This is a genomic window from Streptomyces sp. NPDC002640, from assembly GCF_053592575.1.
The window spans coordinates 158,845-183,111 of the sequence record NZ_JBSFVZ010000006.1 but is presented as its reverse complement, the minus strand read 5'-3'; the positions used below and the strand labels follow the sequence as shown (position 1 = coordinate 183,111).

The following is a 24,267-nucleotide window of genomic DNA, read 5'->3' as shown; positions in this document are numbered from 1 at the left end:
CAGGAAGGAAGGCCGACGTGCGCGTACTCGTCGTCGAGGACGAGCAGCTGCTCGCGGATGCGGTGGCCACCGGGCTGCGCCGTGAGGCGATGGCGGTCGACGTCGTCTACGACGGCGCCGCCGCCCTGGAGCGCATCGGCGTGAACGACTACGACGTGGTCGTCCTCGACCGGGACCTGCCGCTGGTGCACGGGGACGACGTGTGCCGCCGGGTCGTCGAGCTGGGCGCCCCCACCCGGGTGCTGATGCTCACCGCCTCCGGCGACGTCAGCGACCGGGTCGCCGGCCTGGAGCTGGGCGCCGACGACTACCTCCCCAAGCCCTTCGCGTTCAGCGAGCTCATCGCCCGCGTGCGGGCTCTGGGACGGCGCACCAGCATGCCGCTCCCACCGGTGCTGGAGCGGGCCGGCATCAAGCTCGACCCCAACCGGCGCGAGGTGTTCCGCGACGGTCGGCAGATCCAGCTCGCGCCGAAGGAGTTCGCGGTGCTCGAGGTGCTGATGCGCAGCGAGGGCGCCGTCGTGTCGGCGGAGCAACTGCTGGAGAAGGCCTGGGACGAGAACACCGACCCCTTCACCAACGTGGTGCGGGTGACGGTGATGACGCTGCGCCGCAAGCTGGGCGAACCCCCGGTGATCATCACCGTGCCCGGTTCCGGCTACCGGATCTGACGCCGTGGCCTCCACCCCGCACCCGCCCCCGCCGCCACGGGTCCCGCCGCGGCCCACCTGGGACCCCAAGGAACAGCACTCGTCCTTCCCGTGGCTGCGCCCGACGATCCGGATACGGCTCACGCTGCTCTACGGCGGCATGTTCCTGGTCGCCGGGATCGTGCTGCTGTCGATGATCTACCTGCTGGCCGCCCAGGCGATCTCCACGGGCAACCAGCCGCCGTTCAAGATCGTCGAGTTCAGCGGCCTCAGGGTCTCCAGCGGCCGGTGCCCCGCGGTCAACCAGGGCGAGCTGCCCCTCGCTCAGTTCAACGCGGAGATCGCCCGGTGCATCGACCTCGAGCGCCAGGCCGCCCTGGACAGCCTGCTCAGCCGCTCCCTGCTGGCCCTGCTGGGGCTCGCGGTGATCGCCTTCGCCTTCGGCTACGCGATGGCCGGGCGGGTGCTCTCGCCCCTGGGGCGGATCATGCGCACCGCCCGCGCGGTGGCCGGATCCGACCTGTCCCGGCGGATCGAGCTGGACGGCCCGGACGACGAGCTCAAGGAGCTCGCGGACACCTTCGACGACATGCTGGAGAGGCTCCAGCGGGCCTTCACCGCCCAGCAGCGGTTCGTCGGCAACGCCTCGCACGAGCTGCGCACGCCGCTGGCGATCAACCGCACCCTGCTGGAGGTGCACCTCTCGGACCCCGCCGCGCCGCCCGAGCTCCAGCAGCTCGGCCGGACCCTGCTGGCCACCAACGAACGCAGCGAGCAACTGGTCGAGGGCCTGCTGCTGCTGGCCCGCAGCGACAACCAGATCGTCGAACGCAAACCGGTGGACCTCGCCGAGGTGGCCGCCCGCGCCCTGGACCAGGTGCGCGGCGAGGCCGCCGAGCGGGGCGTGGAGTTCCGCGGCGAACGGTCCTCGGCGGTGGTGCAGGGCAACGGCGTGCTGCTGGAGCGGATCGCCCTCAACCTGGTGCAGAACGCCGTGCGGTACAACCAGCCCGAGGACGGCTGGGTCGAGGTCACCACGGGCGTGGAGCACGGCCAGGCGGTCCTGGTGGTCGGCAACACCGGCCCGGTCGTGCCGGCCTACGAGATCGACAACCTCTTCGAGCCGTTCCGCCGCCTGAGGACCGAGCGGACCGGCAGCGACAAGGGCGTCGGACTGGGGCTCTCCATCGTCCGGTCGGTCGCCCGGGCGCACGGCGGACACATCACGGCAGTCCCCCGGGAGGGCGGCGGTCTGGTGATGCGCGTCACGCTCCCCCTCTGAACGAGTGACGGCGTGTTCGCTCTGCGCTGAATCCCGGAGTGTCGCGTCCGTGGAGGGGGTGTGTGATCGATCACAGGAGTGTCACGGAAAGCATCTACGCTCCGTGACGACAATCGGCTCCGAAAATGAGGAAAATCCGGGTTTTCGGGCGTCCTGATGGCGGGCAGTACACGGAATGACGCCTTTGGACTAGGGCATTCGCAGGGTGTACGGTCCGGTTCGCCATCCGTGCCGATCACTCTTCGGGAGTCCGGTTGGGTGTCGATTGAGTAACAGACCTTGATGTGAGGCAAAATCTCCGCCTCAGGTCGGGCACAAGTCCGGCCTCTCACGCGTTAGTGCGCTGGAGACACCCAAGACCACCCAGAGGGGGAGAGCGACATGGCAACCGACTACGACACTCCACGCAAGACCGACGACGACGTCGACTCGGACAGCCTGGAAGAACTGAAGGCACGCCGGAACGACAAGTCCACCTCCGCGGTGGACGTCGACGAGTTCGAGGCCGCCGAGGGCCTGGAACTGCCCGGAGCGGACCTCTCCAACGAGGAGCTCGCCGTCCGGGTGCTGCCGAAGCAGCAGGACGAGTTCACCTGCATGAGCTGCTTCCTGGTGCACCACCGCAGCCAGCTGGCCCGCGAGAAGAACGGTCAGCCGATCTGCCGCGACTGCGACTGAGGCGGGGTCGGCCGTGCCTGGCTCGACCCCTCCCTGGAAGCGCCGCTCCCGGAAACGGGGAGCGGACCTCGAGCCGCTCGACGGCTCGCACGACGCGCGTGACGTCGACGAGCGGGGCACCGAAGCCGTGACAGGCGAAGGAGCCCCGCTCGAACCGGCCGGCGGCGGCCTCCCGGCGCCGGCCACGCCCGACGAGCCCGCCGCCCGGCGGCGGGCTGAAGGCCGGCTCCACGCCCTTCTCGGCGTGAGCGTCGACCGCATGGTCGCCATGGCGCCCCGGATCCCGGTGCGCGACCTCGCGACCCTGCGACGGCACTTCCCCGGGCTCGGCCCCGAGAAGATCGCCGACCGGCTCGTCGCCGGAGCGGCCAAGGCCACCGCGGTCGTGGGCGCCGGCGTCGGCGCCGCCAACATGCTGCCGGTCCCGCCCGCCTGGGCCGCCGGCATGGCCACCGAGATCAGCGGCGTCGCCGCGATAGAGCTCAAGCTGGTGGCCGAACTCCACGAGGTCTACGGACAGCGCCCCGCGGGCGACCTGCGGACCCGCAGCACCGCCTACCTCGGCGCCTGGGCCTCCGAACACGGGGTCGACCCCGCCCGGCCCACCACCTACCGCCACGTGGCCGACAGCGGGCTCAAGCGCCAGCTGCGCAAGCAGCTCAAGCGACGCGTCATCCGCAACGTCCCGAACCTGCTGCCCTTCATGGTGGGCGCCACGGTGGGAGCCGTCGTCAACCGGCGTGACACCCGGCGGTTCGCCGAACATATCCGCGCCGACCTGCGCACCCGGCAGGTCCCCTGGGACCGGCTGGAGAAGCTGCCCCCGCTGGACAAGCCCGCCGAACCCCTGCAGCTGCCCCTGACCGGGCAGGACGGCACCGGGCAGGACGGCACCGGGCAGGCAGGCACCGGGCAGGCAGGCGGAGGGCCACCGCTGCCCCCCGGAACCGGGGAGCCCCGGCAGGACTGAGCGCGGCCGGTCCCCCGGCCGCGCGACGCTCAGCCGGCCGTCGTACGCGCCGCCTCCACCGCCGCCGCCAGCCGCTCCGGCTCGCGCGAGGACAGGTACAGGTACGGCGTCGGGTCCTGAGGGTCGACGACCACGATCCGCAGCGCCCTCGGCACGTACGCCCGCAGCAGCAGGAACGCGCGCGGATCGGCCTTGTGGGTCCGCCAGGCCCGCGCCTCGGCGGGATCCAGCACCTCCGCCTCGCCCAGCGCGGACAGCGGCACCCGCGCCCCGCCCGCGATCAGCGCGTCGCCCGCCACCCGGATCCGCGCCGAGCCGTAGGAGCTCACCACCATCGCGGAGGCCGCGGCGCCCAGCGCCAGCCCGCCCAGCATGGGCAGCACCCCGAACGGATAGACCACCAGCGCCGCCGCGACGCCCAGCAGCAGGCAGTACAGCCACCAGTGCCAGGGCGCGGACAGCCGCTCGTCGTACGACACGACGGCCCTGACCGGGGCGGCCGGGGACGCCGCGGAGGGCGAGGGGCCGGTGCCCTGCGGAGGGCTCTGACGGGGGCTCTGCGAGGGGGAACGCTCCATGCCTCCAGCTTGGCACGGTGTCGGCCCGTCGCGTACGCGCGGGTAAGGTCTGCGCCGTGAGTGCTACGAACAGGGCTGTGCAACCCCCCGCCGACGCGACCGCCCCGGTGCGGCACCCGGAGGCGCCCGCCCCCGGCGAGCCCATCGGCTCCCACTACGCGAACTGTTTCGGCTGCGGCTCCGGTCAGCCCCACGGCCTGCACCTGGCCGCCCGCGCGGGCGAGGGCGTCGACCTCACCGCCGAGTTCACCGTGCGGCCCGAGCACCAGGGCGCGCCCGGCCTCGCCCACGGCGGCGTCCTGGCCAGCGCGCTCGACGAGGCGCTGGGCGCCCTCACCTGGCTGCTGCGCACCATCGCGGTCACCGGCCGGCTGGAGACCGACTACCTGCGCCCGGTGCCGGTCGGCAGCGTGCTGCACATCGACGCCGAGGTCACCGCCCGGGCCGGCCGCAAGATCTACGCCACCGCCGAGGGGCGCCTGGACGGCCCCGACGGCCCCGTGGCGGTCCGCGCCGACGCCCTGTTCGTCGAGGTCAAGGTGGACCACTTCATCGAGAACGGCCGCGAGGAGGACATCCGCGCGGTCATGGACGACCCCGACGTGCGCCGCCAGTCCCGCGCCTTCGAGGTGAACCCGTGAGCGGTCCCCTCGAGGTGCTGATCCGCCGTATCGACCCCGAGGTGCCGCTGCCCTCCTACGCCCACCCCGGCGACGCCGGGGCCGACCTGCGCACCACCGAGGCGTGCGAGCTGGCCCCCGGCGAGCGGGCCGTCCTGCCCACAGGGGTGTCGATCGCCCTCCCCGAGGGGTACGCGGCCTTCGTGCACCCGCGCTCCGGTCTTGCCGCGCGCTGCGGTGTGGCACTGGTGAACGCCCCAGGGACGGTGGATGCCGGGTACCGTGGGGAGATCAAGGTGATCGTGGTGAATCTCGACCCGCGCGAGTCCGTGCGGTTCGAGCGCTTCGACCGGATCGCGCAACTGGTCGTCCAGCAGGTCGAGAGGGTCCGCTTCCAGGAGGTGGCGGAACTTCCCGGCTCGGTACGGGCCGCGGGGGGCTTCGGGTCCACCGGCGGTCATGCCGCGGTGGGCGACTTGGCGGGTGGGAATCGATACGGTTCGGTCGTATCCGACCGGGAAGGACAGTGACGTGTTCGGACGTCGCAAGAAGGGCACAGCCGCCGACGGCGCGGCGGGCGAGGCCGAGCAGGTCGTCGGCGGTGTCGGCAGCGGGGCGGACGAGGCCGAGCAGGAGCGGGTGCGGCTGGAGCCGGCCCCGCGTCCCGACGGCCCGTGGGACAGCTCCGAGGTCCGTGAGCCGGGCGAGGGCCGGGTCGACCTCGGAGGCCTCTTCGTGCCGGGAGTCGACGGCATGGAACTGCGCGTGGAGGTCGCCGGTGACGCCATCGTCGCCGCGACCGTCGTGCTGCGCGACAGCGCCGTCCAGCTCCAGGCCTTCGCCGCACCCAAGCGCGAGGGCATCTGGGGCGAGGTGCGCGAGGAGATCGCCTCCGGCATCACCCAGCAGGGGGGCATCGTCGACGAGGTCGAGGGGCCGCTGGGCTGGGAGCTGCGGGCCCAGGTGCCGGTGAAGCTGCCCGACGGCACGGGCGGCTTCCAGGTCGTGCGGTTCGTCGGCGTCGACGGCCCGCGCTGGTTCCTGCGGGGCGTGATCTCCGGGCAGGGCGCGGTGCACCCCGAGGCCGCGGGGCTGCTCGAGCACATCTTCCGCGACACGGTCGTGGTGCGGGGCGAGGGGCCGATGGCGCCGCGCGACCCGATCGTGCTGAAGCTGCCGAACGACGCGCAGATGGTGGCCGAGGGGATGCAGGCGCCGGCCGAGGACCAGGGGTCCCGGTTCGCGGGCGGCATCGGCCAGCTCCAGCGGGGCCCGGAGATCTCCGAAGTCCGCTGACCCACCCCGAGCCGCGCCCCCCATGGGGCGCGGCTCACTTCTTTCGCCGGGGCCCGCAGCGCGGCCTGGCCACCCCCACGGCCCCGGCGGCACGATTCCCCGCAGGGGCGCGGGCGAGTGCGGCGGTGCGGGAACGCGGGGCAGGGGCCGGGCGTTGAGGGGGGTGGGCCCAGGAGCGTGGGGAAGGCCGCGTTCCGCTTGGGTTCCGGGCCCTCCCACACCCCCGGTAGGCTGCAGACATGAACGCTGTCCCCCGTTCCGACAAGCCGGTGGGCCGCTTCCGCCGCATGATCGACCGGCTCTCCTCGTCCCAGGAGGACCTGGAGTCCGAGGAGCTGCGGGAGGAGACGGACACCGCGGGAATGACCCGAATAGGTGACTGCAGTGACCGTGAAGTGGTCACGGTCACTGGTACCTTGCGCACGGTCACCTTGCGCCCGCGGGCCGGGGTCCCGGCCCTGGAGGCGGAACTGTTCGACGGTTCGGCCTCCCTGGACCTGGTGTGGCTGGGCAGACGTTCCATCGTGGGCGTGGAACCCGGCCGCAGGCTGATCGCGTCGGGGCGGCTCACCCTGATCCACGGCCGCCGCGTGCTGTTCAATCCGCATTACGAACTGAGACCCCTCGGACGGGAGTAGCCGGTGACGTCCCTCGACAAGCCGACCGAAGAGGCACCGCAGACGGAGCAGGACTCACGCGCGGTGACCCAGGCCGCGCTCGGCGAGGCGTTCGGCGGCGTCCGCGGCATGATCGAGACGGTCGTGCCCGGCCTGATCTTCGTCACGATCTACACCGTCAACCAGGACCTGCACAGCTCGGCGATCGCCGCCCTGGCGGTGTCCCTGCTGCTGGGCGTGGTCCGGCTGGTGCGCAAGGACACCGTGAAGCACGCCTTCAGCGGCGTCTTCGGCGTGGCCTTCGGCGTCGTGTTCGCCATGATGACCGGCGAGGCCAAGGACTTCTACCTGCCCGGCATGCTCTACACGCTGGGCCTCGCGCTGGCCTACCTGGTGTCGACGGCGCTGGGCTTCCCGCTGATCGGCGTGATCCTCGGGCCGCTGTTCAAGGAGAACCTGTCCTGGCGCCACCGGAACCCCGGGCGCAGGAGGGCCTACTCCAAGGCCAGCATCGCCTGGGGCCTGATCCTGCTCGCCAAGTGCGCCATCCTCTTCCCGCTGTACTGGTGGGCCGACACCACCGAACTCGGCTGGGTGCTGATCTCGCTGAAGATCCCGCCGTTCCTGCTGGCGGTCTGGCTGACCTGGGTCTTCCTGGCCAAGGCGCCCGCCCCCATCGACGTCTTCGCCGAGATGGAGGAGCGCGAACGGGCCGAGGCCGAGGCCGCCGCGGCCGTCGACGCCGCCGCCGAGGCGCGGACGGACGCCGAGGACCCCGCGACCGAGGGCGCGTCCGAGCGGGGCGGACGGCACCGCCGGGACGCCTGACCGGTCTGAGCGGGCCGAGTGGGCCGAGTGGCCTGACCTGCCTGACCGGCGCCTGAGCGGCACGCCATCCCCGCCACCACCCAGTCACCACCCCAGGCACCACCGGCGAAGGGCCCGGTAACCGTCCCCTGCCGGGGAGGTCACCGGGCCCTTCGCCGTTCCGTGGTCCGCGTGCCGCGGGACTCGCGGGACTCAGACGCTGTTGCGCACCGAGAGCAGGCTCTCCAGCTGCTCCTCGCGGTCCTGCGCGGCCACGAAGAGGAGCTCGTCGCCGGCCTCCAGCGAGTCCTCCGGGGACGGGGCCAGCACCCGCGAGCCGCGGATGATGGTGACCAGCGAGGTGTCCTGCGGCCAGGCCACGTCCCCCACCCGCGTGCCGGCCAGCGCCGACTCCGGGGGCAGGGTCAGCTCGACCAGGTTGGCGTCGCCGTGGCTGAAGCGCAGCAGGCGCACCAGGTCGCCGACGCTGACCGCCTCCTCCACCAGCGCGGACATCAGTCGCGGCGTCGAGACGGCGACGTCCACGCCCCACGCCTCGTTGAAGAGCCACTCGTTCTTCGGGTTGTTCACCCGGGCGACGACGCGCGGCACCCCGTACTCGGTCTTCGCGAGCAGCGAGACGACCAGGTTGACCTTGTCGTCGCCGGTCGCGGCGATGACCACGTTGCAGCGCTGCAGCGCCGCCTCGTCCAGCGAGGTGATCTCGCAGGCGTCGGCCAGCAGCCACTCCGCGCGGGGCACCCGCTCCACGGAGATGGCGGTCGGCGCCTTGTCGATCAGCAGTACCTCGTGGCCGTTCTCCAGCAGCTCGCCCGCGATCGAGCGGCCGACGGCACCGGCACCGGCAATGGCGACCCTCATCAGTGACCGGCCTCCTCTTCGGGACCCTTCGCGAACGCGGCCTCGACCTCGGCCACGTCCTCGGTCCGCATCATGACGTGGACCAGGTCGCCGTCCTGGAGGACGGTCTGCGAACTCGGGATCATCGTCTCGCCGAACCGGGTGAGGAACGCCACGCGCACCCCCGTCTCGTCCTGCAGCCTGCTGATCCGGTGGCCGATCCACGCCGGGGAGGTGTGCACCTCGGCCAGCTGGACGCCGCCGGTGGGGTCGCGCCACAGCGGCTCCGCGCCCGAGGGCAGCAGCCGGCGCAGCATCTGGTCGGCCGTCCAGCGGACCGTCGCCACCGTCGGGATGCCCAGACGCTGGTAGACCTCCGCCCGCCGCGGGTCGTAGATGCGCGCGGCGACGTGCTCGATGCCGAACATCTCACGCGCCACCCGGGCGGCGATGATGTTGGAGTTGTCGCCGCTGGAGACGGCGGCGAAGGCGCCGGCGTCCTCGATCCCTGCCTCACGCAGGGTGTCCTGGTCGAACCCCACGCCGGTGACGCGGCGGCCCCCGAAGCCGGAGCCCAGCCGGCGGAAGGCGGTGGGGTCACGGTCGATCACGGCGACCGTGTGCCCCTGCTGCTCCAAGGTCTGGGCGAGAGCGGCGCCTACGCGTCCGCAGCCCATGATGACGATGTGCACGACCGTCCTTCCGGTGTCGCGATTGTCGCTCTGCACGTGTGTCGAGCTGTCCGTTCGCCGGCCGGCGTGCCCGGTCGACAGGAACAGGGTCTCAGACAGCCGCCCAAGGTACACACGCAGCGTCCGGAGCAAACCACCCCCCGCACCGGCCGGGTAAAGCCTTGGCGATGTTTTGCTTCCCTTAACGCGATCCTGATGTCCCTGGCTGGGTCCGCCCACCCGGCGGGCCTACGATCCTCTGTCGTGTCCAAACTGACCGACGTGCCCAAACGCATCCTCATCGGGCGCGCACTGCGCAGCGACCGGCTCGGGGAGACCCTCCTGCCGAAGAGGGTCGCCCTTCCCGTCTTCGCCTCCGACCCCCTCTCCTCCGTGGCCTACGCCCCGGGAGAGGTGCTGCTCGTCCTGTCGATCGCGGGTGTGTCGGCGTACCAGTTCAGCCCGTGGATCGCCGCCGCGGTCGTGGTGCTGATGTTCACCGTCGTGGCCTCCTACCGGCAGAACGTGCACGCCTACCCCAGCGGCGGCGGCGACTACGAGGTCGCCACCACCAACCTGGGCCGCCGGGCCGGCAAGGCCGTCGCCAGCGCCCTGCTGGTCGACTACGTGCTCACCGTGGCGGTGTCCATCTCCTCGGGCATCGAGAACCTGGGCTCGGCCGTGCCGTTCGTGGTCGAGCACAAGGTCGCCTGCGCGGTCGGCGTGATCGTGCTGCTGACCCTGATGAACCTGCGCGGGGTCAGGGAGTCCGGCAAGCTCTTCGCCATCCCGACGTACGTCTTCGTCACCGGCGTCTTCGCCATGATCCTCTGGGGCGCGTTCCGGGGGATGTTCCTCGGCGACGAGCTGCGGGCGCCCACCGCCGACTTCGAGATCCGCGCCGAGCACGAGGGGATCGCCGGCTTCGCCCTCGTCTTCCTGCTGCTGCGCGCCTTCTCCTCCGGCTGCGCCGCACTGACCGGCGTGGAGGCCATCTCCAACGGCGTCCCCGCCTTCCGCAAGCCGAAGTCCCGCAACGCGGCGACCACGCTGCTGCTGATGGGCGCGATCGCCGTCACCATGTTCTGCGGGATCATCGCCCTGGCGATGGCCACCGGGGTCAAGATGGCGGAGTCGCCCGCCCACGACCTGCTGGAGAACGGGCGGCCGGTGGGCGGCGACTACGTGCAGCACCCGGTGATCTCCCAGGTCGCCGAGGCGGTCTTCGGGCACAACACCCTGCCGTTCCTGATCCTCGCCGGGGCCACCGCCCTCGTCCTCTTCCTCGCCGCCAACACGGCCTACAACGGCTTCCCGGTGCTCGGCTCGATCCTGGCCCAGGACCGCTACCTGCCGCGCCAGCTCCACACCCGCGGCGACCGCCTCGCCTTCTCCAACGGCATCGTGCTGCTGGCCGGCGCGGCCGCCCTGCTGGTCGTGGTCTACGACGCGGACTCCACGCGGCTGATCCAGCTGTACATCGTGGGCGTCTTCGTCTCCTTCACCATCAGCCAGATCGGCATGGTCCGGCACTGGAACCGCCACCTGGCGACCGAGCGGGACCAGACCGCCCGCCGCCGGATGCACCGCTCCCGCGCCATCAACGCCTTCGGCGCCACCTTCACCGGCCTGGTGCTGGTCGTGGTGCTGCTCACCAAGTTCACCCACGGTGCGTGGGTGGCCCTGCTGGGCATGGTGATCTTCTACGGCGTGATGACCACGATCCGGCGGCACTACGACCGGGTCTCCGAGGAGATCGCGGCCCCGGAGGAGCCGGGCGACGAGAGCCGGCGGCCCTCCCGCGTGCACTCGGTCGTCCTGGTCTCCAAGGTCCACAAGCCGGCCCTGCGGGCGCTGAGCTACGCCCGGATGATGCGCTCGGACACCCTGGAGGCGCTCACCGTCAACGTCGACGCCGCCGAGACCAGGGAACTGCGCGCCGAGTGGGACCGGCGCCGGATCGGCGTCCCGCTCAAGGTCCTGGACTCGCCGTACCGGGAGGTCACCCGCCCGGTCGTCGAGTACGTCAAGAACCTCCGCAGGGAATCGCCGCGGGACGTGGTGTCCGTCTACATCCCGGAGTACGTGGTCGGCCACTGGTACGAGCAGCTCCTGCACAACCAGAGCGCGCTGCGGCTCAAGGGCCGGCTGCTCTTCCAGCCCGGTGTGATGGTCACCTCGGTGCCGTACCAGCTGGAGTCCTCCGAGATCGCCCGCCGACGGGCCCGGAGGCGGGCCGACTGGAACGCCCCCGGTGCGGTGCGGCGCGGGCCTGCCATCCCTTCCCGCAACGGCGAGCGACGCGACCGCAACGGCAAGGGCGGTGGCGGTGGCGGTGACGGCCGTGGCAACGGCACCGGCGGTGGCAAGGGCGACCACCGTGGTGACGGCAGCGGCCCGGGCAGCGGCGGCGGGGACGCGTCCCGCTGATCGCTCCGGGCCGACCGGTTCGGCCGACCGGTCCGGCGGAGGTCCAGCCGACCGGTTCGGCTGACCGGTCTGGCGGAGGTCCAGCCGACCGGTTCGGCTGACCGGCCCGGCCGACCGGTTCGGCCGACCGGCCCGGTCGGCGGTCCGGCCCGGGCGGTGCGTCCCGCGGACCGCGTAGACTGGTGGGCTGTTGTCCGGGCGCGCACCACCGGTGCCCGCGCCCGATTCGTCACCGAGGTTGTGGAGTCACCCCGCCATGCAGGCACAGGAGAAGAAGTCGCTGGTGGGGGAGGAGTACGAGGTCGAGATCGGCCCCGTCGCCCACGGTGGGCACTGCATCGCCAGGACCGACGAGGGCCAGGTCCTCTTCGTCCGGCACGCGTTGCCCGGTGAGCGGGTCGTGGCCCGGGTCACCGAGGGCGAGGAGGGCGCGCGGTTCCTGCGCGCCGACGCCGTGGAGATCCTCGACGCCTCCAAGGACCGCGTCGAGGCGCCCTGCCCGTTCGCCGGCCCCGGGAGGTGCGGCGGCTGCGACTGGCAGCACGCCAAGCCGGGCGCCCAGCGGCGGCTCAAGGGCGAGGTCGTCGCCGAGCAGCTCCAGCGGCTGGCCGGGCTCACCCCCGAGGAGGCCGGCTGGGACGGCACCGTGGTGCCCGCCGAGGGCGACAAGGTGCCGGCCGGCGAGGTCCCGTCCTGGCGGACCCGCGTCCAGTACGCGATCGACCCCGGCACCGGGCAGGCGGGCCTGCGCAAGCACCGCTCGCACGAGGTGCAGGTCATCGACCGGTGCCTGATCGCTGCGGAGGGCGTCAGCGAACTCGGCGTCGAGCGGCGCGACTGGTCCGGCATGGAGAGCGTCGAGGCGATCGCCGCGTCCGGCTCCCAGGACCGCCAGGTCATCCTCACCCCGCGCGAGGGCGCCCGGCTGCCGATCGTCGAGCTGGACCGTCCGGTCTCGGTAATGCGCGTCGGCGAGAAGGACGGCGGCGTCCACCGGGTGCACGGCCGCCCCTTCGTCCGCGAGCGGGCCGACGGCCGCACCTACCGCGTCGGCAGCGGCGGCTTCTGGCAGGTCCACCCGAAGGCCGCGGACACGCTGGTCACCGCCGTGATGCAGGGCCTGCTGCCGCGCAAGGGCGAGACCGCCCTCGACCTGTACTGCGGCGTCGGCCTGTTCGCCGGCGCGCTCGCCGACCGCCTCGGCGACGAGGGCGCGGTGCTGGGCATCGAGTCCGGCAAGCGCGCGGTGGAGGACGCCCGCCACAACCTGGACGGCTTCGACCGGGTCCGCATCGAGCAGGGCAAGGTCGAGTCCGTGCTGCCGCGCACCGGCATCACCGAGGTCGACCTGATCGTCCTCGACCCGCCCCGCGCCGGCGCCGGCCGCAAGACCGTCGCCCACCTCGCCTCCCTCGGCGCCCGCCGCATCGCCTACGTGGCCTGCGACCCGGCCGCCCTCGCCCGCGACCTCGCCTACTTCCGCGACGGCGGCTACCGGGTGCGGACGCTGCGGGCGTTCGACCTGTTCCCGATGACGCATCACGTGGAGTGCGTGGCGATCCTGGAGCCGGCGAAGAAGGGCGCCTGACCCGCGGGTCCTCTGTTGCGCGTCGGTCTTCGGACGTGTTTCGCCGTGTCCGACTCCTGGCCGGTGCACGTCCGGCGGCATCGGTGACGACCGGGCGTCGTGCGACATGCACGACCGTTCGCCGGAGGAGCTGAACCCCTCGGGGCCCGTGGCCGTACATGGCGACGAGGCCGTCGGTGCTCCGGGTGGATGCGCGCGACGGCCGGTTCATCCACACGGCAACCCGTCGGCCTCCTTGCCAGGATGCCAACGCCATCCCGAAGGACTACAGACCTATGACGACGATCAACAGCCCGCTGCCGGCGGGCGACAGCGAGGTCGCCGGCGCGGCCCTCCAGGCGACGCTGGTCGACCTGCTCGACCTGGCCCTGGTGGCCAAGCAGGCGCACTGGAACCTGTACGGCCCGCGTTTTCGATCAGTCCACGTCCAGCTCGACGAGGTTGCCTCGATCGCACGCGACCACGCGGACAGGGTGGCCGAACGCGCGGCTGCGCTGGGCGTGAGCCCGGACGGACGGGCGGTCACCATCGCGGACACCAGCGGCGTGCCTGCTTTTCCGTCAGGCTGGACGAAGGACGGCGACGCTGTCGACGCCCTGGTGCGTACGTTCTCCGCTGTCATCGGGCGGGTGCGGGACCGGATCGAGGAGACTGGTCCGGTGGACGCCGTGAGCCAGGATCTCCTCGTCGGACTGACGGCCGAACTGGAGAAGCAGAGCTGGATGTTCCAGGCGGAGAACGCGGAGAACAGGGTCTGACGACACTGGACCCGTGCTGACGGGGTGACCACCGACGCCCGGCCCTGCCCCGTTCGGAAGGTCGCCCCGGGCCGAGCGGAGCCGCCCGGGGGAGCGGTGCCGGACGGCGCGTCAGGCGGCGGTGGCGCGGTCCGTGGAGGACCGGAACGGCATGGCCTGCCCGTGCCGTGACTACACGCCGAACACGCCCTGCTTCTCCAAGGACTTGCGCAGCGCCCGCACGGCGTAGAAGGCACGGCTCTTGACGGTGCCGGGCGGGATGCCGAGATGCTCGGCCGCCTGCGCCACGCTGCATTCCAGGTAGTACATGAGCCGGATGACGGTGCGGTGCTGCTCCTTCAGCTCCCGCAGCGCCTCCAGCACCGCGTGGGAGGTGATCGTGGACTCCGTGCCGTCCCGGAAGGCGCCCAGGTCCTCGACCGCCATCAGATCCAGCGGCCGGACCTGCCGGGCCCGGTGGTGGTCGATGACCAGGTTCCTGGCCACGGTGAACAGCCACGGCCGGATCTGTTCGCCGCGAGTGCTCAGGAGCCGGGCGTGTTTCCAGGCGCGGGCCGCGGTCTCCTGGAGGATGTCCTCCGCCCTGTGCCAGTCACCGTCCAGCAGCCGCGCGGCGTACCGGACGAGCAGAGGGCCGTACTGCTCGTAGATGTCTCGTACGAACGCGTCGCGGTCGGTGTCCGAAGCGACGTGCCGGACGTGTGCCCGAGTCGGGGCGAGGGTGGCCGTCCCCGTCTCCGTGGTCCCGTTCATGGGTGCTGCCCAATTCTGTGCAAGTGTTCCGTGGCGTGCTCTCCCACATGCGCGGGTGAGTGGCTCAACACTCGGCGGGCCCCCTTCGCCGAACCTTGTCGTCTCCTTGTCGCCCGGCTTGCCGACCTGAGACGGGAAGTGCCCGACGCGCTCGTCGACACTCCACTCGTGCTGGGGCACGAGGCGGTCGCCGACGCTGCCATCCGCGCAGCGTCGTCGAGCACAGTGACGGCCCGGTGGTCCTGGTCGGGCACGCCTACGGGGGCACTGTCATCAGCCAGGGCCATTACGGCCCGGGCGAGAGCTCGCTGGGGCTGATGGGCAAGTTCCCCGGCAGCACCCTCGGTCAGGTCGTAGCCCGGGAACAGTTCGCCGCGGACGTGGCGGCGGACAAGGCACGGCTCATGGCCACGGAGCGGCGTCCGATCGCCGCCGCCGCGCTGGAGGAGAACTGCACCCGTGCCGCCTGGAAGACGCTGCCCTCCTGGTCGCTGGTCACCACCGAGGGCCGGACCATCCCCGTGGTGGCCCAGCGCTTCCGCGGGCCGAGCACCGGGCGAGCCGGGTCGGGCACCGATGCACCGGGCTCGCTGCGGATCCGCGCCCACGCGGTCACCGACGCCCTGCCCTCCCGCCGCGTCCGCAGTCCTTCTTCCCCGGACGGTGAACCGCGCTCAACCCCTCACCGTTTCCGGGATGCAGGTACGGACGCCGGACACGCGAGCCCGAGGCCGCACGGACCGGCGGGCCCACCCGGGCACCACCTCGCACCACAACCATGACGAGAGGCAGCAACCACCATGCCGTTCATCACCGTCGGCCACGAGAACTCCACCATCATCGACCTGTACTACGAGGACCACGGCACCGGACAGCCGGTCGTGCTGATCCACGGCTACCCGCTCGACGGCCACTCCTGGGAGAAGCAGGCCGCGGCCCTGCTGGAGGCCGGTCACCGGGTCGTCACCTACGACCGGCGCGGATTCGGCCGCTCCAGCCGGCCCACCACCGGCTACGACTACGACACCTTCGCCGCCGACCTGAACACCGTCATGGAGACCCTCGACCTCCACGACGCGGTCCTCGTCGGTTTCTCCATGGGCACCGGCGAAGTCGGCCGCTACCTCGGCACCTACGGCTCGGCCCGGGTCGCCAAGGCCGCCTTCCTCGCCTCGCTGGAGCCGTACCTGCTCAAGACCGACGACAACCCCGACGGCGTCGACGGAAGTGTCTTCGAAGGCATCAAGCAGTCCGTCACCGCCGACCGGTACGCCTACTTCAGCGCGTTCTACCAGGACTTCTACAACCTGGACGAGAACCTCGGCTCCCGGATCAGCGAGGAGGCCGTCCGTAACAGCTGGAACGTGGCCGCCGGCGCTTCCTGGTACGCCTCGCTGGCCTGCGTCTCCACCTGGACCACCGACTTCCGTGCCGACATCCGGAAGGTCGACGTGCCGGCACTGATCCTGCACGGCACCGCCGACCGCATCCTGCCGATCGAGGCCACCGGTGAGCTCTTCCACAAGGCGCTCCCGCAGGCCGACTACGTCGTCGTCGAGGGCGCCCCGCACGGCCTGCTGTGGACCCACGCCCAGGAGGTCACCGACGCCCTCCTCGCTTTCCTCGCCAAGTAGGGGCGGAGGGCGACCGAACACGGGCCGGGGGACGGCGACCCGCACGCCACCGTCACCGTTCGACGGTGGCGGTGGCGCCGTCCTGGCAGCACGGCAATCATGAAGGCCGCTTCTTCGCCGGCCCGAACAGCACGTTCCTGGGCGGCAGTCGTACGACGGCCGTACCACTCGCTCCGGAGCCGGACTCAGCGGACGGCGGACGAGTGACCATCCGCCGAGCCGTCCCGCTCGGACGTCCGACGCACGGGGTCGCCATTCCTCGGGGCCGGGAGCCGATGGCTCCCCTCCGCCCTCTCCGGGGCGGGTGGAGCGGGATCCGTGTCCATGTCCAGGGCGGTGAGCCGGTCGCGGACCTGCTGGGCGCTGTACGACATGGCCCGCGCGTCGGCGCTCGCGAGGGCTTGGACCCAGTCCGCCCGCGCGCCCTCCCGGTCGCCCTGGGCAAGCCGGGTGTCGCCGAGCCGCATCAGCGTGCCGATGGCGTTCCTGCGGTCGCCCAGTTCCTCGAACGCCCGCGTCGCCCGCTGGTAGGTGGCCACCGATTCCTCGTAACGGCCGAGCATGCGGAGGTTGTGGCCCAGGATGTCCCAGGCCTGGGCCAGCTGCCACGGCGCGCCGAGGCGCTGGAACAAGGCGATGCCCTCCTCGCTGTACCGAAGGCTTCTCTCGAGATGCCCCAGGTTGGAGTGGAACCAGGCGAGCTCGACGAGGCACTCGGCCAGCCACAACTCCTCACCCGTCTCCCGGGACAGCTCCAGTCCCCGTTCGGAGTACGTCACGGCATCCTGGGTCCGGCCGAACAGGAACAGCACGCACGCCGTGACGTAGTGGGCTCGTGCCTGCTCACCGGTGGCGTCGAGCTCCTCGAAGATCGTGGTGGCGCTTCGCAGGTGGTGAAGGGCCTGCTCCTGGTGGCCGAGGTAGCCGTGGATGTGGCCGAGGTGGCGTAGGCAACGGCCCTCTTCGAGGCGGTTGTTCCGACGTCGGGCCACCTCGAGGGCGGGTGTGAGGGCGGTGATGGCCTCGGGCCAGAACTCCTGGCGGTTGAGGTGCTCCTTGAGGGACCAGGCGAGCCCGGTGGTGTGGTGGTCCAGCTTCCGGCCGACGGCGGTGTGGAGCAGTTCGGTCAGCACCCGGTGTTCGGCGGCGAGCCATCGGGTCGCCTGCTGGACGGTGGTGAGCGTCTCCGGGGTGACGCCCGGGGCGGGTGCACCGAGGTCGAGGTCGGGCGGTGTGTCCTGCTTGAGCAGCTGGTTGGCCTCGTGGGCGGTGAACATGTAGTGGTCCAGAACCCGGAGGGTGGCGTGGTCGCGTTCCTGGACGGTGTCGTGGGTGCGGGTGAGTTCGGTGGCGTAGCCCCGCAGGAGGTCGTGCAGGCCGTAGCGGCCGGGCAGCGGTTGTTCCACGAGGCAGGCACCGGTCAGGCCGGCGAGTGCGCGGCGGGTCCGGGGGAGGGGGAGGCCGGCGAGGCTCGCGGCGGCGGGCGCGGTGATGTGGGGACCGGGGTGCAGGGCCAGGAGACGGAGAAGCCGGGCCGCGGACTCGTCGAGGGACCGGTAGGACCAGGAGAAGACGGCGCGTACGTCGGTGGTGGAGTCGGAGCCGGTGAACGCGTCCAGGCCGTGGGCGTGTCGCAGGTCGTCGACGATGGAGTGAAGGGGGAAGGAGGGATCGAGTTCGGCACGGGCGGCGACCACCGCCATGGCCAGGGGAAGCCGTCCGCACAGACGGATGATGTCGGCCGTGGCCGCGGGCTCGGCGGCCAGTCGAGCGGCGCCCAGGCGCCGCTCGAGGGCTTGACGGGCCTCCACCTGTGAGGGCAGGGGGAGGGTGAGGGTCCTGGCGCCGTCGGTGGTGATCAGGCCGGGAAGCCGGCTGCGGCTGGTGATCAGTGTGAGGCAGCCCGCTCCGCCGGGGAGCAGGGGGCGCACCTGCTCCTCGTCCCGGGCGTTGTCCAGGACGAGGAGGATCCGCCGGTCGGCGAGGAGGCTGCGGAAGAGCGTGCTGCGGCCCGGGGTGTCCTCGGGGATGTGCTGGGCGGGAACGCCGAGGGCGGTCAGGAAGCCGTGCAGGGCCTGGCCGGGATCCAGGGCGGGCGCGTGGGGATGGAATCCGCACAGGTTGACGAAAAGCTGTCCGTCGGGGAAGTCGGAGGCGATGCGATGGGCGTGGTGGACGGCGAAGGTGGTCTTGCCGACACCGGGAGCACCGCTGATGACGACGGCCGAGGCAGCGGTCGCTCCGGGGCGGCCCGGCGTACCGCTCACGGCCGACAACCAGGTACCTTCGGCCTCCCGTCCGGCGAACACCGCGAGGCCGCGCGGCAGTTGCGCCGGACAGGTCCGGGGCGGCGACGCGCCTGCGTCGAGATCCGCGGCCTGGTCGTGCATCGCATCGGACCGATCGGCGGTGTCGGCCGGTTCGGCGTCCGCCAGGCAGAGGGAGGCGGCCGTCCCGGCCTCCTCCGGCGTCCCGGAGGCGCTCGGCCCGAGCGGAGCGCGCCGGTGACCGGTGCCTCCGCCGGAGACGGATCCCGCGCCGAACCCGGCCATCTCAGCAGTTGGATGGAGGGGTGGCAGGTCGTGGTGGAGGATGCCGTGGTGCAGCGCACGGAGGGACGGGCCGGGTTCGAGGCCGAGTTCGTCGGCGAGGTGCCGGCGCAGGTCGGCATAGCGCTGCAGCGCCTCGGGGTGCCGACCGGCCTGGTACAGGGCGCGCAGCAGCAGGGCCCAGCCGGTTTCCCGCAGGGGATGCTCCGCGGTCATCTCCTGCGCCGAGTCTAGGGCCTCGCCGATCCGTCCTCGCAGGAGCAGGGCTGTGGTACGGATCTCGCGGGTGGTCTGCCGCAGTTCTTCCAGGCGCGCCGCCTCGTTGACGACGAACAGGTGGTGCGCGGCGTCGGCGAACGGGGCGCCGCGCCACATCTCCAGGGCTGTACGGGTCTCCTCCACGACGTGTTCGGGCCGGCCCTGGTCCATGAACCGGCGTGCCCGGGCTAGGGCCCGCTCGAAACGCACGGTGTCACGGCTCTCGGGCGGCACCCGCAGGGCGTAGCCCAAGGGCTCGGTGACCAGTACCTCGCAGATGCCCTTCCGGCGCAGGTGCCGGGGTTCCAGGATCGCGCGTACCTTGCTGACGTGGGCGTGCAGGGAGGCCACCGCCCCGCCCGGCGTCCGTCCCGGCTGCTGCGGCCACAGCTCCTCGCACAGCGTCTGCGGGGCGACCGCCCGGCCGTCGGCGAGCAGGAGGCGGACCAGCAGCAGGCGCTGCCTGCGCCGGCCCGGATCGAGGTCCGTGCCCGCCCGCCGTACCGTCAGCGGTCCCAGCAGCCCGAAGTCGAGATCCTGCCCAGCCGTCACCGTACCCACCCAGCATTCCGCTCGACGGCTTCACCATCGGAAGCACACATGACCAGGACCTTGGGAAGTGTGGGTGACCCACAGCCGCTGTGACGAAAACTGGGCCCGGGCGACTCTCGTCGCGGTGACCTGTCCGCCGCGATGGAGGCGAGGCGATCGGAGCGACGAGGACCCCGTCGTCCGCTTCCCGCATACCGGGCAGGACATTATCAGGACGCCACTCGGCCTGAGGAACGTGCCGGCGGCGACGGGCCGGACGGCATCCTCCTCGGCCCGTCCTCCGCGGATGATGCCCGGAAGTGACCTCCTGCCGGCCGGGCGTCCACCGGACAGGCGCTCCTCACCTGCGGCGACGCGTGAACCAGCGTGACGTTCGTTCCGTTGACCGATCGAACGGTCGTCGTCAGAAATGGAGAAGCACATGGTCGGTGTCGTCAGTGTCGAGGGAAAGAACACCGCCCGGTTCGCACCGGTCCGGGCGGCGCTGGCAGCGCATCTGGAGTCCGGAGAGGAACTGGGGGCGTCGATCGCCGTGGACGTCGACGGTGTCATGGAAGTGGATCTGTGGGGTGGGCACGCCGATGCAGCGCGTACCGTCCCGTGGCGCCAGGACACGCTGGTCAACCTGTGGTCGACCACCAAGACCCTGAGCAGTCTGGCGGCCCTGGTCCTCGTCGACCGGGGGGCACTGGACCTCCACCGCCCGGTCGCGCACTACTGGCCCGAATTCGCCGCCCAGGGCAAGCAGGACATCGAGGTGCGGCACGTCCTGGCACACACCTCGGGACTCTCCGGCTGGCAACAGCCCTTCACCCTGGACGATCTGTACGACTGGCCGACCGCGAGCGCCCGGCTGGCCGCGCAGGCGCCCTGGTGGGAGCCGGGCAGTGCCTCCGGCTATCACGTGCAGACGCAGGGCCAGCTCGTCGGAGAACTCGTCCGGCGGGTCAGCGGTCGTACCCTGACCGAGTTCGTCGACACGGAGATCGCCGGGCCGTCGCAGGCCGACGTCCAGATCGGTGCGCGGCAGGCCGACTGGCCGCGCATCGCCGAGCTGGTGGCCCCGTCGCCGCTCTCCGGAATACCCGCCGGCCTCGATCCCGAGGGGATCTTCATCAGGACCTTGCTCGGAAGTCCCGCCAGGGACGAGCACGTCGACACCCCGCAGTGGCGCCGCGCCGAGCTCGGCGCCGTCAACGGGCACGGCAACGCCCGCGGCATGGCCCGGGCGCTCTCGGTGATCTCACGACGCGGCCAGGTGAACGGCCACCGCCTCCTCTCCGAGGAGACGGTGGAGAAGGTCCTCGACGTACAGGCGGACGGAGTCGACCTGTTCCTGGGAGTTCCCGTGCGCTGGGGCATCGGCTTCGCGCTCGCCGATGCGAGGACGGTGCCGCACATGCCCACGGGAAGGGTCTGCTTCTGGGTCGGCCGGGGCGGCTCGATCGTCATGATGGACCTCGATCGGCGCGTCACGTTCTCGTACACGATGAACCGGCTGGGTGACGGACTCCTCGGCTCGGAGCGCACCCACGACTACATCAGGCATGTCTACGAAGTCCTGGACTCCACCGGCTGAGGCCTGTTGGGCGCGATGTCCGTGGAGCGGTGACGGTAAGGAGTCGTGATCCCGATGCCGCACCGCACCGCCCGGGCGGGGCCGAGGGCGTGGGGAGGGGTGGGCAAGCGCGCGAAACTCCTGGCAGACACGGGGAATTGATCGGGAACCCGTCTACCAGGAGTCTCGTCGCCGCGCAGGCGTGTTCAGCGCACGGTCAGCACCGTCGGCCCGGAAATGGCTCACGGTTGGTCGCGGAAGCGCGTGCCTGCGCCGTCAGTGGCGACGACCCGCCGGCACCTGGTTCATGGCGGCGAGGACTACCAGATCCTGATCTTCGTGATCTTGTGGATGGGTTCGCCGGGGCTGCTGCCGAAGTGCCACTTGTCGACGGTCGTGCTGGTCGCCGGCGCGCCCAGCCTCGGCACGTAGTCCAGGGTGACCTTGTTGTTTCCGGTCCAGATCTGGTCCACACCGTAGATCGCCACGCTCTGCACGCCCGCGTTGGCGAAACAGAGGGAGCCGCCTGCGTTGTGCAGTGACAGGAGACCCAATTGATTGCAGTCGGTGCGGTTGATGGCGGACGCCGACGAAGCAGGCAGCACTACGGCCATGGCACTGGCCGCCGCGACTATCGCGAGGCGTGTGATGAGGCGCTTCACTGGTGAGTTGTTCCTTCCATGGTGGTGTGGTGCCGCCGCGGGGCACAGCGCACGGCGGCATCGCAGGGACGCACGGGCGTCCAGTGATCGCAACGTGGGAATGCGTGCTCCGGTTCACCACTTGAGCGCCTTTCCCCGGACGCGGCGGCGCTGTCCCTCGGTGGCTGTCGGCCTCTCGGCCGAGGGCGGCCCTCCACGTCCCGGAAGAAGGGCAGGAAGACCTGCGGCAGAGCGCTGCTGGCATCGCGTTGTGGGCCGGTCCGGCGCTGGGAGGAGTGATCGGTACCTGGGCCGGCTCCAAGAACTCTGCGAAGTAACGGCTGGATGCCCCTTCACGGGAGGCGAGCCAGGAGCGGAGGAAGAACGTCCTCAGACAGTGCGCAGACGGGTGGCGAGCGCGGCTACGGAGTCAGGGGCGTTGGTCCAGCAGCAGGTGGCCGGCTTTGGCGAGGACGAATGCGTCGGTACCCGACAGGAGCCGGGCGGCAGGGACGAGTCGTGCCGAGGGCAGGAAGATGTCGTGGGCGCCCACAGCCACCGCGCACGGCGCAGCACGGGCATGTTGCCGTACGTGTGCGGGCAGGGGGCCGGCGTGCTGCGGCAGTTCTCGCCGACCGGCGTCATCCAGGGGACGACGTGCTCAGGGACTGCGCGGCCAGGGCGATCGCAGCGCTCAGCGATCACCCGACGACGATCGCCGGCCCTGAGACCACCTGGTCCAGCGCTTCGGCCAGGCGGCGCCCCTTCCCGTGCCTGCCGGCCATCAGCACATGCGTGAGGCTGGCATCGGTGGCCACGTGCCGGCGCTGATGCGGAACGTCCCATGCGTCCAGCCGTGCCGCGCGCCGCACCCGCACGCGCTCCCGGCCTGCCGGACTGCGGTTCGCCGAAGCCATCGTCTTCGCCTTCCTTCGCCGCTCGTCCGGTCAACGGGGCGTTGCCTGTGAGAAGGGCGACCAGGCCGGCCGCGACCACCTCCGTCCAGCCGGTGGCGCGCGCGGCGCTGCATGCCGTGCCGGGCAGGCCTTTCATGACCGGCCTGCCCGGTCGCCCCGTGGACCGGTGTCTCAGCCGGAGATCTCGACCGCCGTGCCCGGTGTCGGGTCCGTCTTCTTCCGGGTGATGTCCTGGAGGAGCGCGGCGAGGTCGACTCCGGTGGCGGAGGAGAGGAGTTCCATGCCCTGGGTGACGTTGTCGGTGACGGTACGGGTCAGCCGGCTCGCGCCGTCGGTGGAGACGACGGTCAGCTTGTCGACGGCGGCGAGCGGTTCGGCGGCCTTGGCGACGACCTGCGGAAGGACCTCGACGAGCATCTGGAGGACGGCGGCGTCGCCGTACTGGGCGAAGGCGTCGGCCTTCTGCCGCATGGCTTCGGCCTCCGCCGCTCCCCTGGCGCCGATGGAGGCGGCCTCGGCCTCGCCCTCGAGACGGACGGCGTCGGCGAGTGCGGCCCGCTGGGCCTTCTCGCCCTCACCGGTGAGCCGGGCCCGCTCGGCGGCTGCCTCCGCCTCCTTCACCAGCGCGATACGGCGGGCCTCGGCCTCCTGCTCGGCCTGGTAGCGGGCGGCGTCGGCGGGCTTGCGGACCTGGGTGTCCAGTTGCCGGTCGGTGAGGGCGGCCTGGCGGGCGGCGACCTTCTCCTGCTGCGAAAGGACCTCCTGCTGCCTGGCCGCCTCGGCCAGTGGGCCGGCGGCGTTGGCCTGGGCGGCGGCCTCGTCCGTCTGGGCCTTGATCTCGGCCTGCTTCAGGTAGAGGGTCCGCTGCGCGACGGCGATCTCCTCCTCCGCCTTCAGCCGGGCCTGCTCGGCCGCCCGACGGGCGACGGCCTCGGCGATGTCGGCCTCCTGCTTGGCGCGGGCTGCCTCCGGCCGGCCCAGGTCCTCCAGGTAGGAGCCCTCCGTGGTGATGTCCTGTATCTGGAAGGCGTCGAGCACCAGACCCTGCCCCGACAGGCTCGCCTCGGCCTCCTCCGCGACCTGACCGGCGAACGCCGCCCGGTCACGGATGATGTCCTCGACCGACATGCGGCCCACGATGGAACGCAGGGCGCCGGACAGCACCTCCTGGGTGAAGCCGACGATGCCGTCCTGCTGCATCAGGAAACGCTGTGCCGCGGCCCGGATGGAGTCCTCGGTGCCACCCACCTTCACGATGGCGACACCCTCCAGGTTGGCCTTCACCCCGCGCAGGGTGACGGCGCCCCGGACCGCGACGGGAATGTGCCGGCTGGACAGGTCGAGGCTGAACTTCTGCTGGACGAACGGCACCACGAAGACGCCGCCGCCGACCACGACCTTCTGGCCACTGGTGTCCGTGAAGACGCGGCCGGTCTCCGGGTCGGTGGTCCTCTTGCCGCGCCGGCCGGTGATGACGAACGCCTCGCTGGGACCCGCGACCTTGTAGCGCGTGACGACGACGAGGCCGAGCAGCACCAACAGGACGACGATGCCCACCGCAGCGGTGAGAACAGGGCTCATCACGAGACCCCCTTCGAT

Annotated in this window: 23 protein-coding genes; 15 read left to right on the top strand and 8 right to left on the bottom strand. The window is 71.7% G+C overall.

Features of this window, described 5'->3' with window-relative positions; genetic code table 11:
- Positions 1 to 17: 17 nt before the first annotated feature.
- The 4 genes from ACWD3O_RS10785 (at position 18) to ACWD3O_RS10770 (ending at position 3,580) form a co-directional block, all read left to right on the top strand.
- Positions 18 to 671, top strand: coding sequence for a response regulator transcription factor (locus tag ACWD3O_RS10785; RefSeq protein WP_356133672.1), 654 nt, complete (start codon positions 18 to 20; stop codon positions 669 to 671).
- Positions 672 to 675: 4 nt separating this feature from the next.
- Positions 676 to 1,932, top strand: coding sequence for a sensor histidine kinase (locus ACWD3O_RS10780; protein WP_451415636.1), 1,257 nt, complete (start codon positions 676 to 678; stop codon positions 1,930 to 1,932).
- A gap of 381 nt (positions 1,933 to 2,313) precedes the next feature.
- Positions 2,314 to 2,610, top strand: a complete 297-nt coding sequence (locus ACWD3O_RS10775) for a DUF4193 domain-containing protein (protein WP_005481602.1) — start codon at positions 2,314 to 2,316, stop codon at positions 2,608 to 2,610.
- Between the two features lie 244 nt (positions 2,611 to 2,854).
- Positions 2,855 to 3,580 carry a hypothetical protein gene (locus ACWD3O_RS10770; RefSeq protein WP_451415635.1) on the top strand — a complete coding sequence of 242 codons (726 nt, stop codon included), beginning with the start codon at positions 2,855 to 2,857 and terminating at the stop codon, positions 3,578 to 3,580.
- A 29-nt stretch (positions 3,581 to 3,609) separates the two neighbouring features.
- Here the strand turns inward: ACWD3O_RS10770 and ACWD3O_RS10765 are convergent, their stop codons facing one another.
- Positions 3,610 to 4,158 carry a DUF3093 domain-containing protein gene (locus tag ACWD3O_RS10765; protein WP_451409152.1) on the bottom strand — a complete coding sequence of 183 codons (549 nt, stop codon included), beginning with the start codon at positions 4,156 to 4,158 and terminating at the stop codon, positions 3,610 to 3,612.
- 56 nt (positions 4,159 to 4,214) lie between these two features.
- On the opposite strand from ACWD3O_RS10765, the gene ACWD3O_RS10760 reads away from it, so the two are divergent.
- The 5 genes from ACWD3O_RS10760 (at position 4,215) to ACWD3O_RS10740 (ending at position 7,519) form a co-directional block, all read left to right on the top strand.
- Complete coding sequence (locus tag ACWD3O_RS10760) at positions 4,215 to 4,799, top strand: PaaI family thioesterase (RefSeq protein WP_451415634.1); 585 nt, start codon at positions 4,215 to 4,217, stop codon at positions 4,797 to 4,799.
- Positions 4,800 to 4,813: 14 nt separating this feature from the next.
- Positions 4,814 to 5,308: a dUTP diphosphatase gene (dut, locus tag ACWD3O_RS10755; RefSeq protein WP_451409536.1), complete on the top strand. Its 495-nt coding sequence runs from the start codon at positions 4,814 to 4,816 to the stop codon at positions 5,306 to 5,308.
- A gap of 1 nt (position 5,309) precedes the next feature.
- The gene (locus ACWD3O_RS10750) at positions 5,310 to 6,074 is read left to right on the top strand and encodes a DUF3710 domain-containing protein (RefSeq protein ID WP_356133660.1); all 765 of its coding nucleotides are present in this window, start codon (positions 5,310 to 5,312) and stop codon (positions 6,072 to 6,074) included.
- 239 nt (positions 6,075 to 6,313) lie between these two features.
- Positions 6,314 to 6,712, top strand: a complete 399-nt coding sequence (locus ACWD3O_RS10745; protein WP_451415633.1) for an OB-fold nucleic acid binding domain-containing protein — start codon at positions 6,314 to 6,316, stop codon at positions 6,710 to 6,712.
- A 3-nt stretch (positions 6,713 to 6,715) separates the two neighbouring features.
- On the top strand, positions 6,716 to 7,519 hold the full coding sequence (locus tag ACWD3O_RS10740; RefSeq protein WP_451415632.1) for a DUF3159 domain-containing protein: 804 nt from the start codon (positions 6,716 to 6,718) through the stop codon (positions 7,517 to 7,519).
- Positions 7,520 to 7,711: 192 nt separating this feature from the next.
- Here ACWD3O_RS10740 and ACWD3O_RS10735 read toward each other — a convergent pair whose 3' ends face one another.
- Together ACWD3O_RS10735 and ACWD3O_RS10730 are read right to left on the bottom strand one after the other, a co-directional pair.
- A complete protein-coding gene (locus ACWD3O_RS10735) occupies positions 7,712 to 8,380 on the bottom strand; it encodes a potassium channel family protein (protein WP_451409156.1) in 669 nt (222 codons plus the stop codon).
- Positions 8,380 to 9,051: an NAD-binding protein gene (locus tag ACWD3O_RS10730; RefSeq protein WP_451409157.1), complete on the bottom strand. Its 672-nt coding sequence runs from the start codon at positions 9,049 to 9,051 to the stop codon at positions 8,380 to 8,382. Before ACWD3O_RS10730 ends, ACWD3O_RS10735 begins: the two co-directional genes overlap by 1 nt.
- A 243-nt stretch (positions 9,052 to 9,294) precedes the next feature.
- Between ACWD3O_RS10730 and ACWD3O_RS10725 the strand changes: the two genes are divergently transcribed.
- From ACWD3O_RS10725 to ACWD3O_RS10715, 3 genes are all read left to right on the top strand, one after another.
- Complete coding sequence (locus tag ACWD3O_RS10725) at positions 9,295 to 11,460, top strand: APC family permease (RefSeq protein ID WP_451415631.1); 2,166 nt, start codon at positions 9,295 to 9,297, stop codon at positions 11,458 to 11,460.
- Between the two features lie 256 nt (positions 11,461 to 11,716).
- Positions 11,717 to 13,048 (top strand): class I SAM-dependent RNA methyltransferase, encoded by a 1,332-nt coding sequence (locus tag ACWD3O_RS10720; RefSeq protein ID WP_451415630.1) that lies wholly within the window; start codon positions 11,717 to 11,719, stop codon positions 13,046 to 13,048.
- A gap of 275 nt (positions 13,049 to 13,323) precedes the next feature.
- Complete coding sequence (locus ACWD3O_RS10715) at positions 13,324 to 13,806, top strand: Dps family protein (protein WP_451415629.1); 483 nt, start codon at positions 13,324 to 13,326, stop codon at positions 13,804 to 13,806.
- A gap of 171 nt (positions 13,807 to 13,977) precedes the next feature.
- Here ACWD3O_RS10715 and ACWD3O_RS10710 read toward each other — a convergent pair whose 3' ends face one another.
- Positions 13,978 to 14,559: a sigma-70 family RNA polymerase sigma factor gene (locus ACWD3O_RS10710; protein WP_451415628.1), complete on the bottom strand. Its 582-nt coding sequence runs from the start codon at positions 14,557 to 14,559 to the stop codon at positions 13,978 to 13,980.
- 236 nt (positions 14,560 to 14,795) lie between these two features.
- Here ACWD3O_RS10710 and ACWD3O_RS10705 point away from each other — a divergent pair, with 236 nt between their 5' ends.
- Both ACWD3O_RS10705 and ACWD3O_RS10700 read left to right on the top strand, forming a co-directional pair.
- Positions 14,796 to 15,341: a hypothetical protein gene (locus ACWD3O_RS10705; RefSeq protein ID WP_451415627.1), complete on the top strand. Its 546-nt coding sequence runs from the start codon at positions 14,796 to 14,798 to the stop codon at positions 15,339 to 15,341.
- A gap of 18 nt (positions 15,342 to 15,359) precedes the next feature.
- Positions 15,360 to 16,193 carry an alpha/beta fold hydrolase gene (locus ACWD3O_RS10700; protein ID WP_451415626.1) on the top strand — a complete coding sequence of 278 codons (834 nt, stop codon included), beginning with the start codon at positions 15,360 to 15,362 and terminating at the stop codon, positions 16,191 to 16,193.
- A gap of 185 nt (positions 16,194 to 16,378) precedes the next feature.
- On the opposite strand, the gene ACWD3O_RS10695 is transcribed toward ACWD3O_RS10700, so the two are convergent.
- Positions 16,379 to 19,552 (bottom strand): BTAD domain-containing putative transcriptional regulator, encoded by a 3,174-nt coding sequence (locus ACWD3O_RS10695; protein ID WP_451415625.1) that lies wholly within the window; start codon positions 19,550 to 19,552, stop codon positions 16,379 to 16,381.
- Positions 19,553 to 19,973: 421 nt separating this feature from the next.
- Between ACWD3O_RS10695 and ACWD3O_RS10690 the strand changes: the two genes are divergently transcribed.
- On the top strand, positions 19,974 to 21,131 hold the full coding sequence (locus ACWD3O_RS10690; protein WP_451415624.1) for a serine hydrolase domain-containing protein: 1,158 nt from the start codon (positions 19,974 to 19,976) through the stop codon (positions 21,129 to 21,131).
- Positions 21,132 to 21,430: 299 nt separating this feature from the next.
- Here ACWD3O_RS10690 and ACWD3O_RS10685 read toward each other — a convergent pair whose 3' ends face one another.
- From ACWD3O_RS10685 to ACWD3O_RS10675, 3 genes are all read right to left on the bottom strand, one after another.
- Positions 21,431 to 21,772: a beta/gamma crystallin domain-containing protein gene (locus ACWD3O_RS10685; protein WP_451415623.1), complete on the bottom strand. Its 342-nt coding sequence runs from the start codon at positions 21,770 to 21,772 to the stop codon at positions 21,431 to 21,433.
- A gap of 680 nt (positions 21,773 to 22,452) precedes the next feature.
- Positions 22,453 to 22,668 carry a hypothetical protein gene (locus ACWD3O_RS10680; RefSeq protein ID WP_451415622.1) on the bottom strand — a complete coding sequence of 72 codons (216 nt, stop codon included), beginning with the start codon at positions 22,666 to 22,668 and terminating at the stop codon, positions 22,453 to 22,455.
- A 171-nt stretch (positions 22,669 to 22,839) separates the two neighbouring features.
- Positions 22,840 to 24,249 carry a flotillin family protein gene (locus ACWD3O_RS10675; RefSeq protein ID WP_451415621.1) on the bottom strand — a complete coding sequence of 470 codons (1,410 nt, stop codon included), beginning with the start codon at positions 24,247 to 24,249 and terminating at the stop codon, positions 22,840 to 22,842.
- Positions 24,250 to 24,267: the final 18 nt, after the last annotated feature.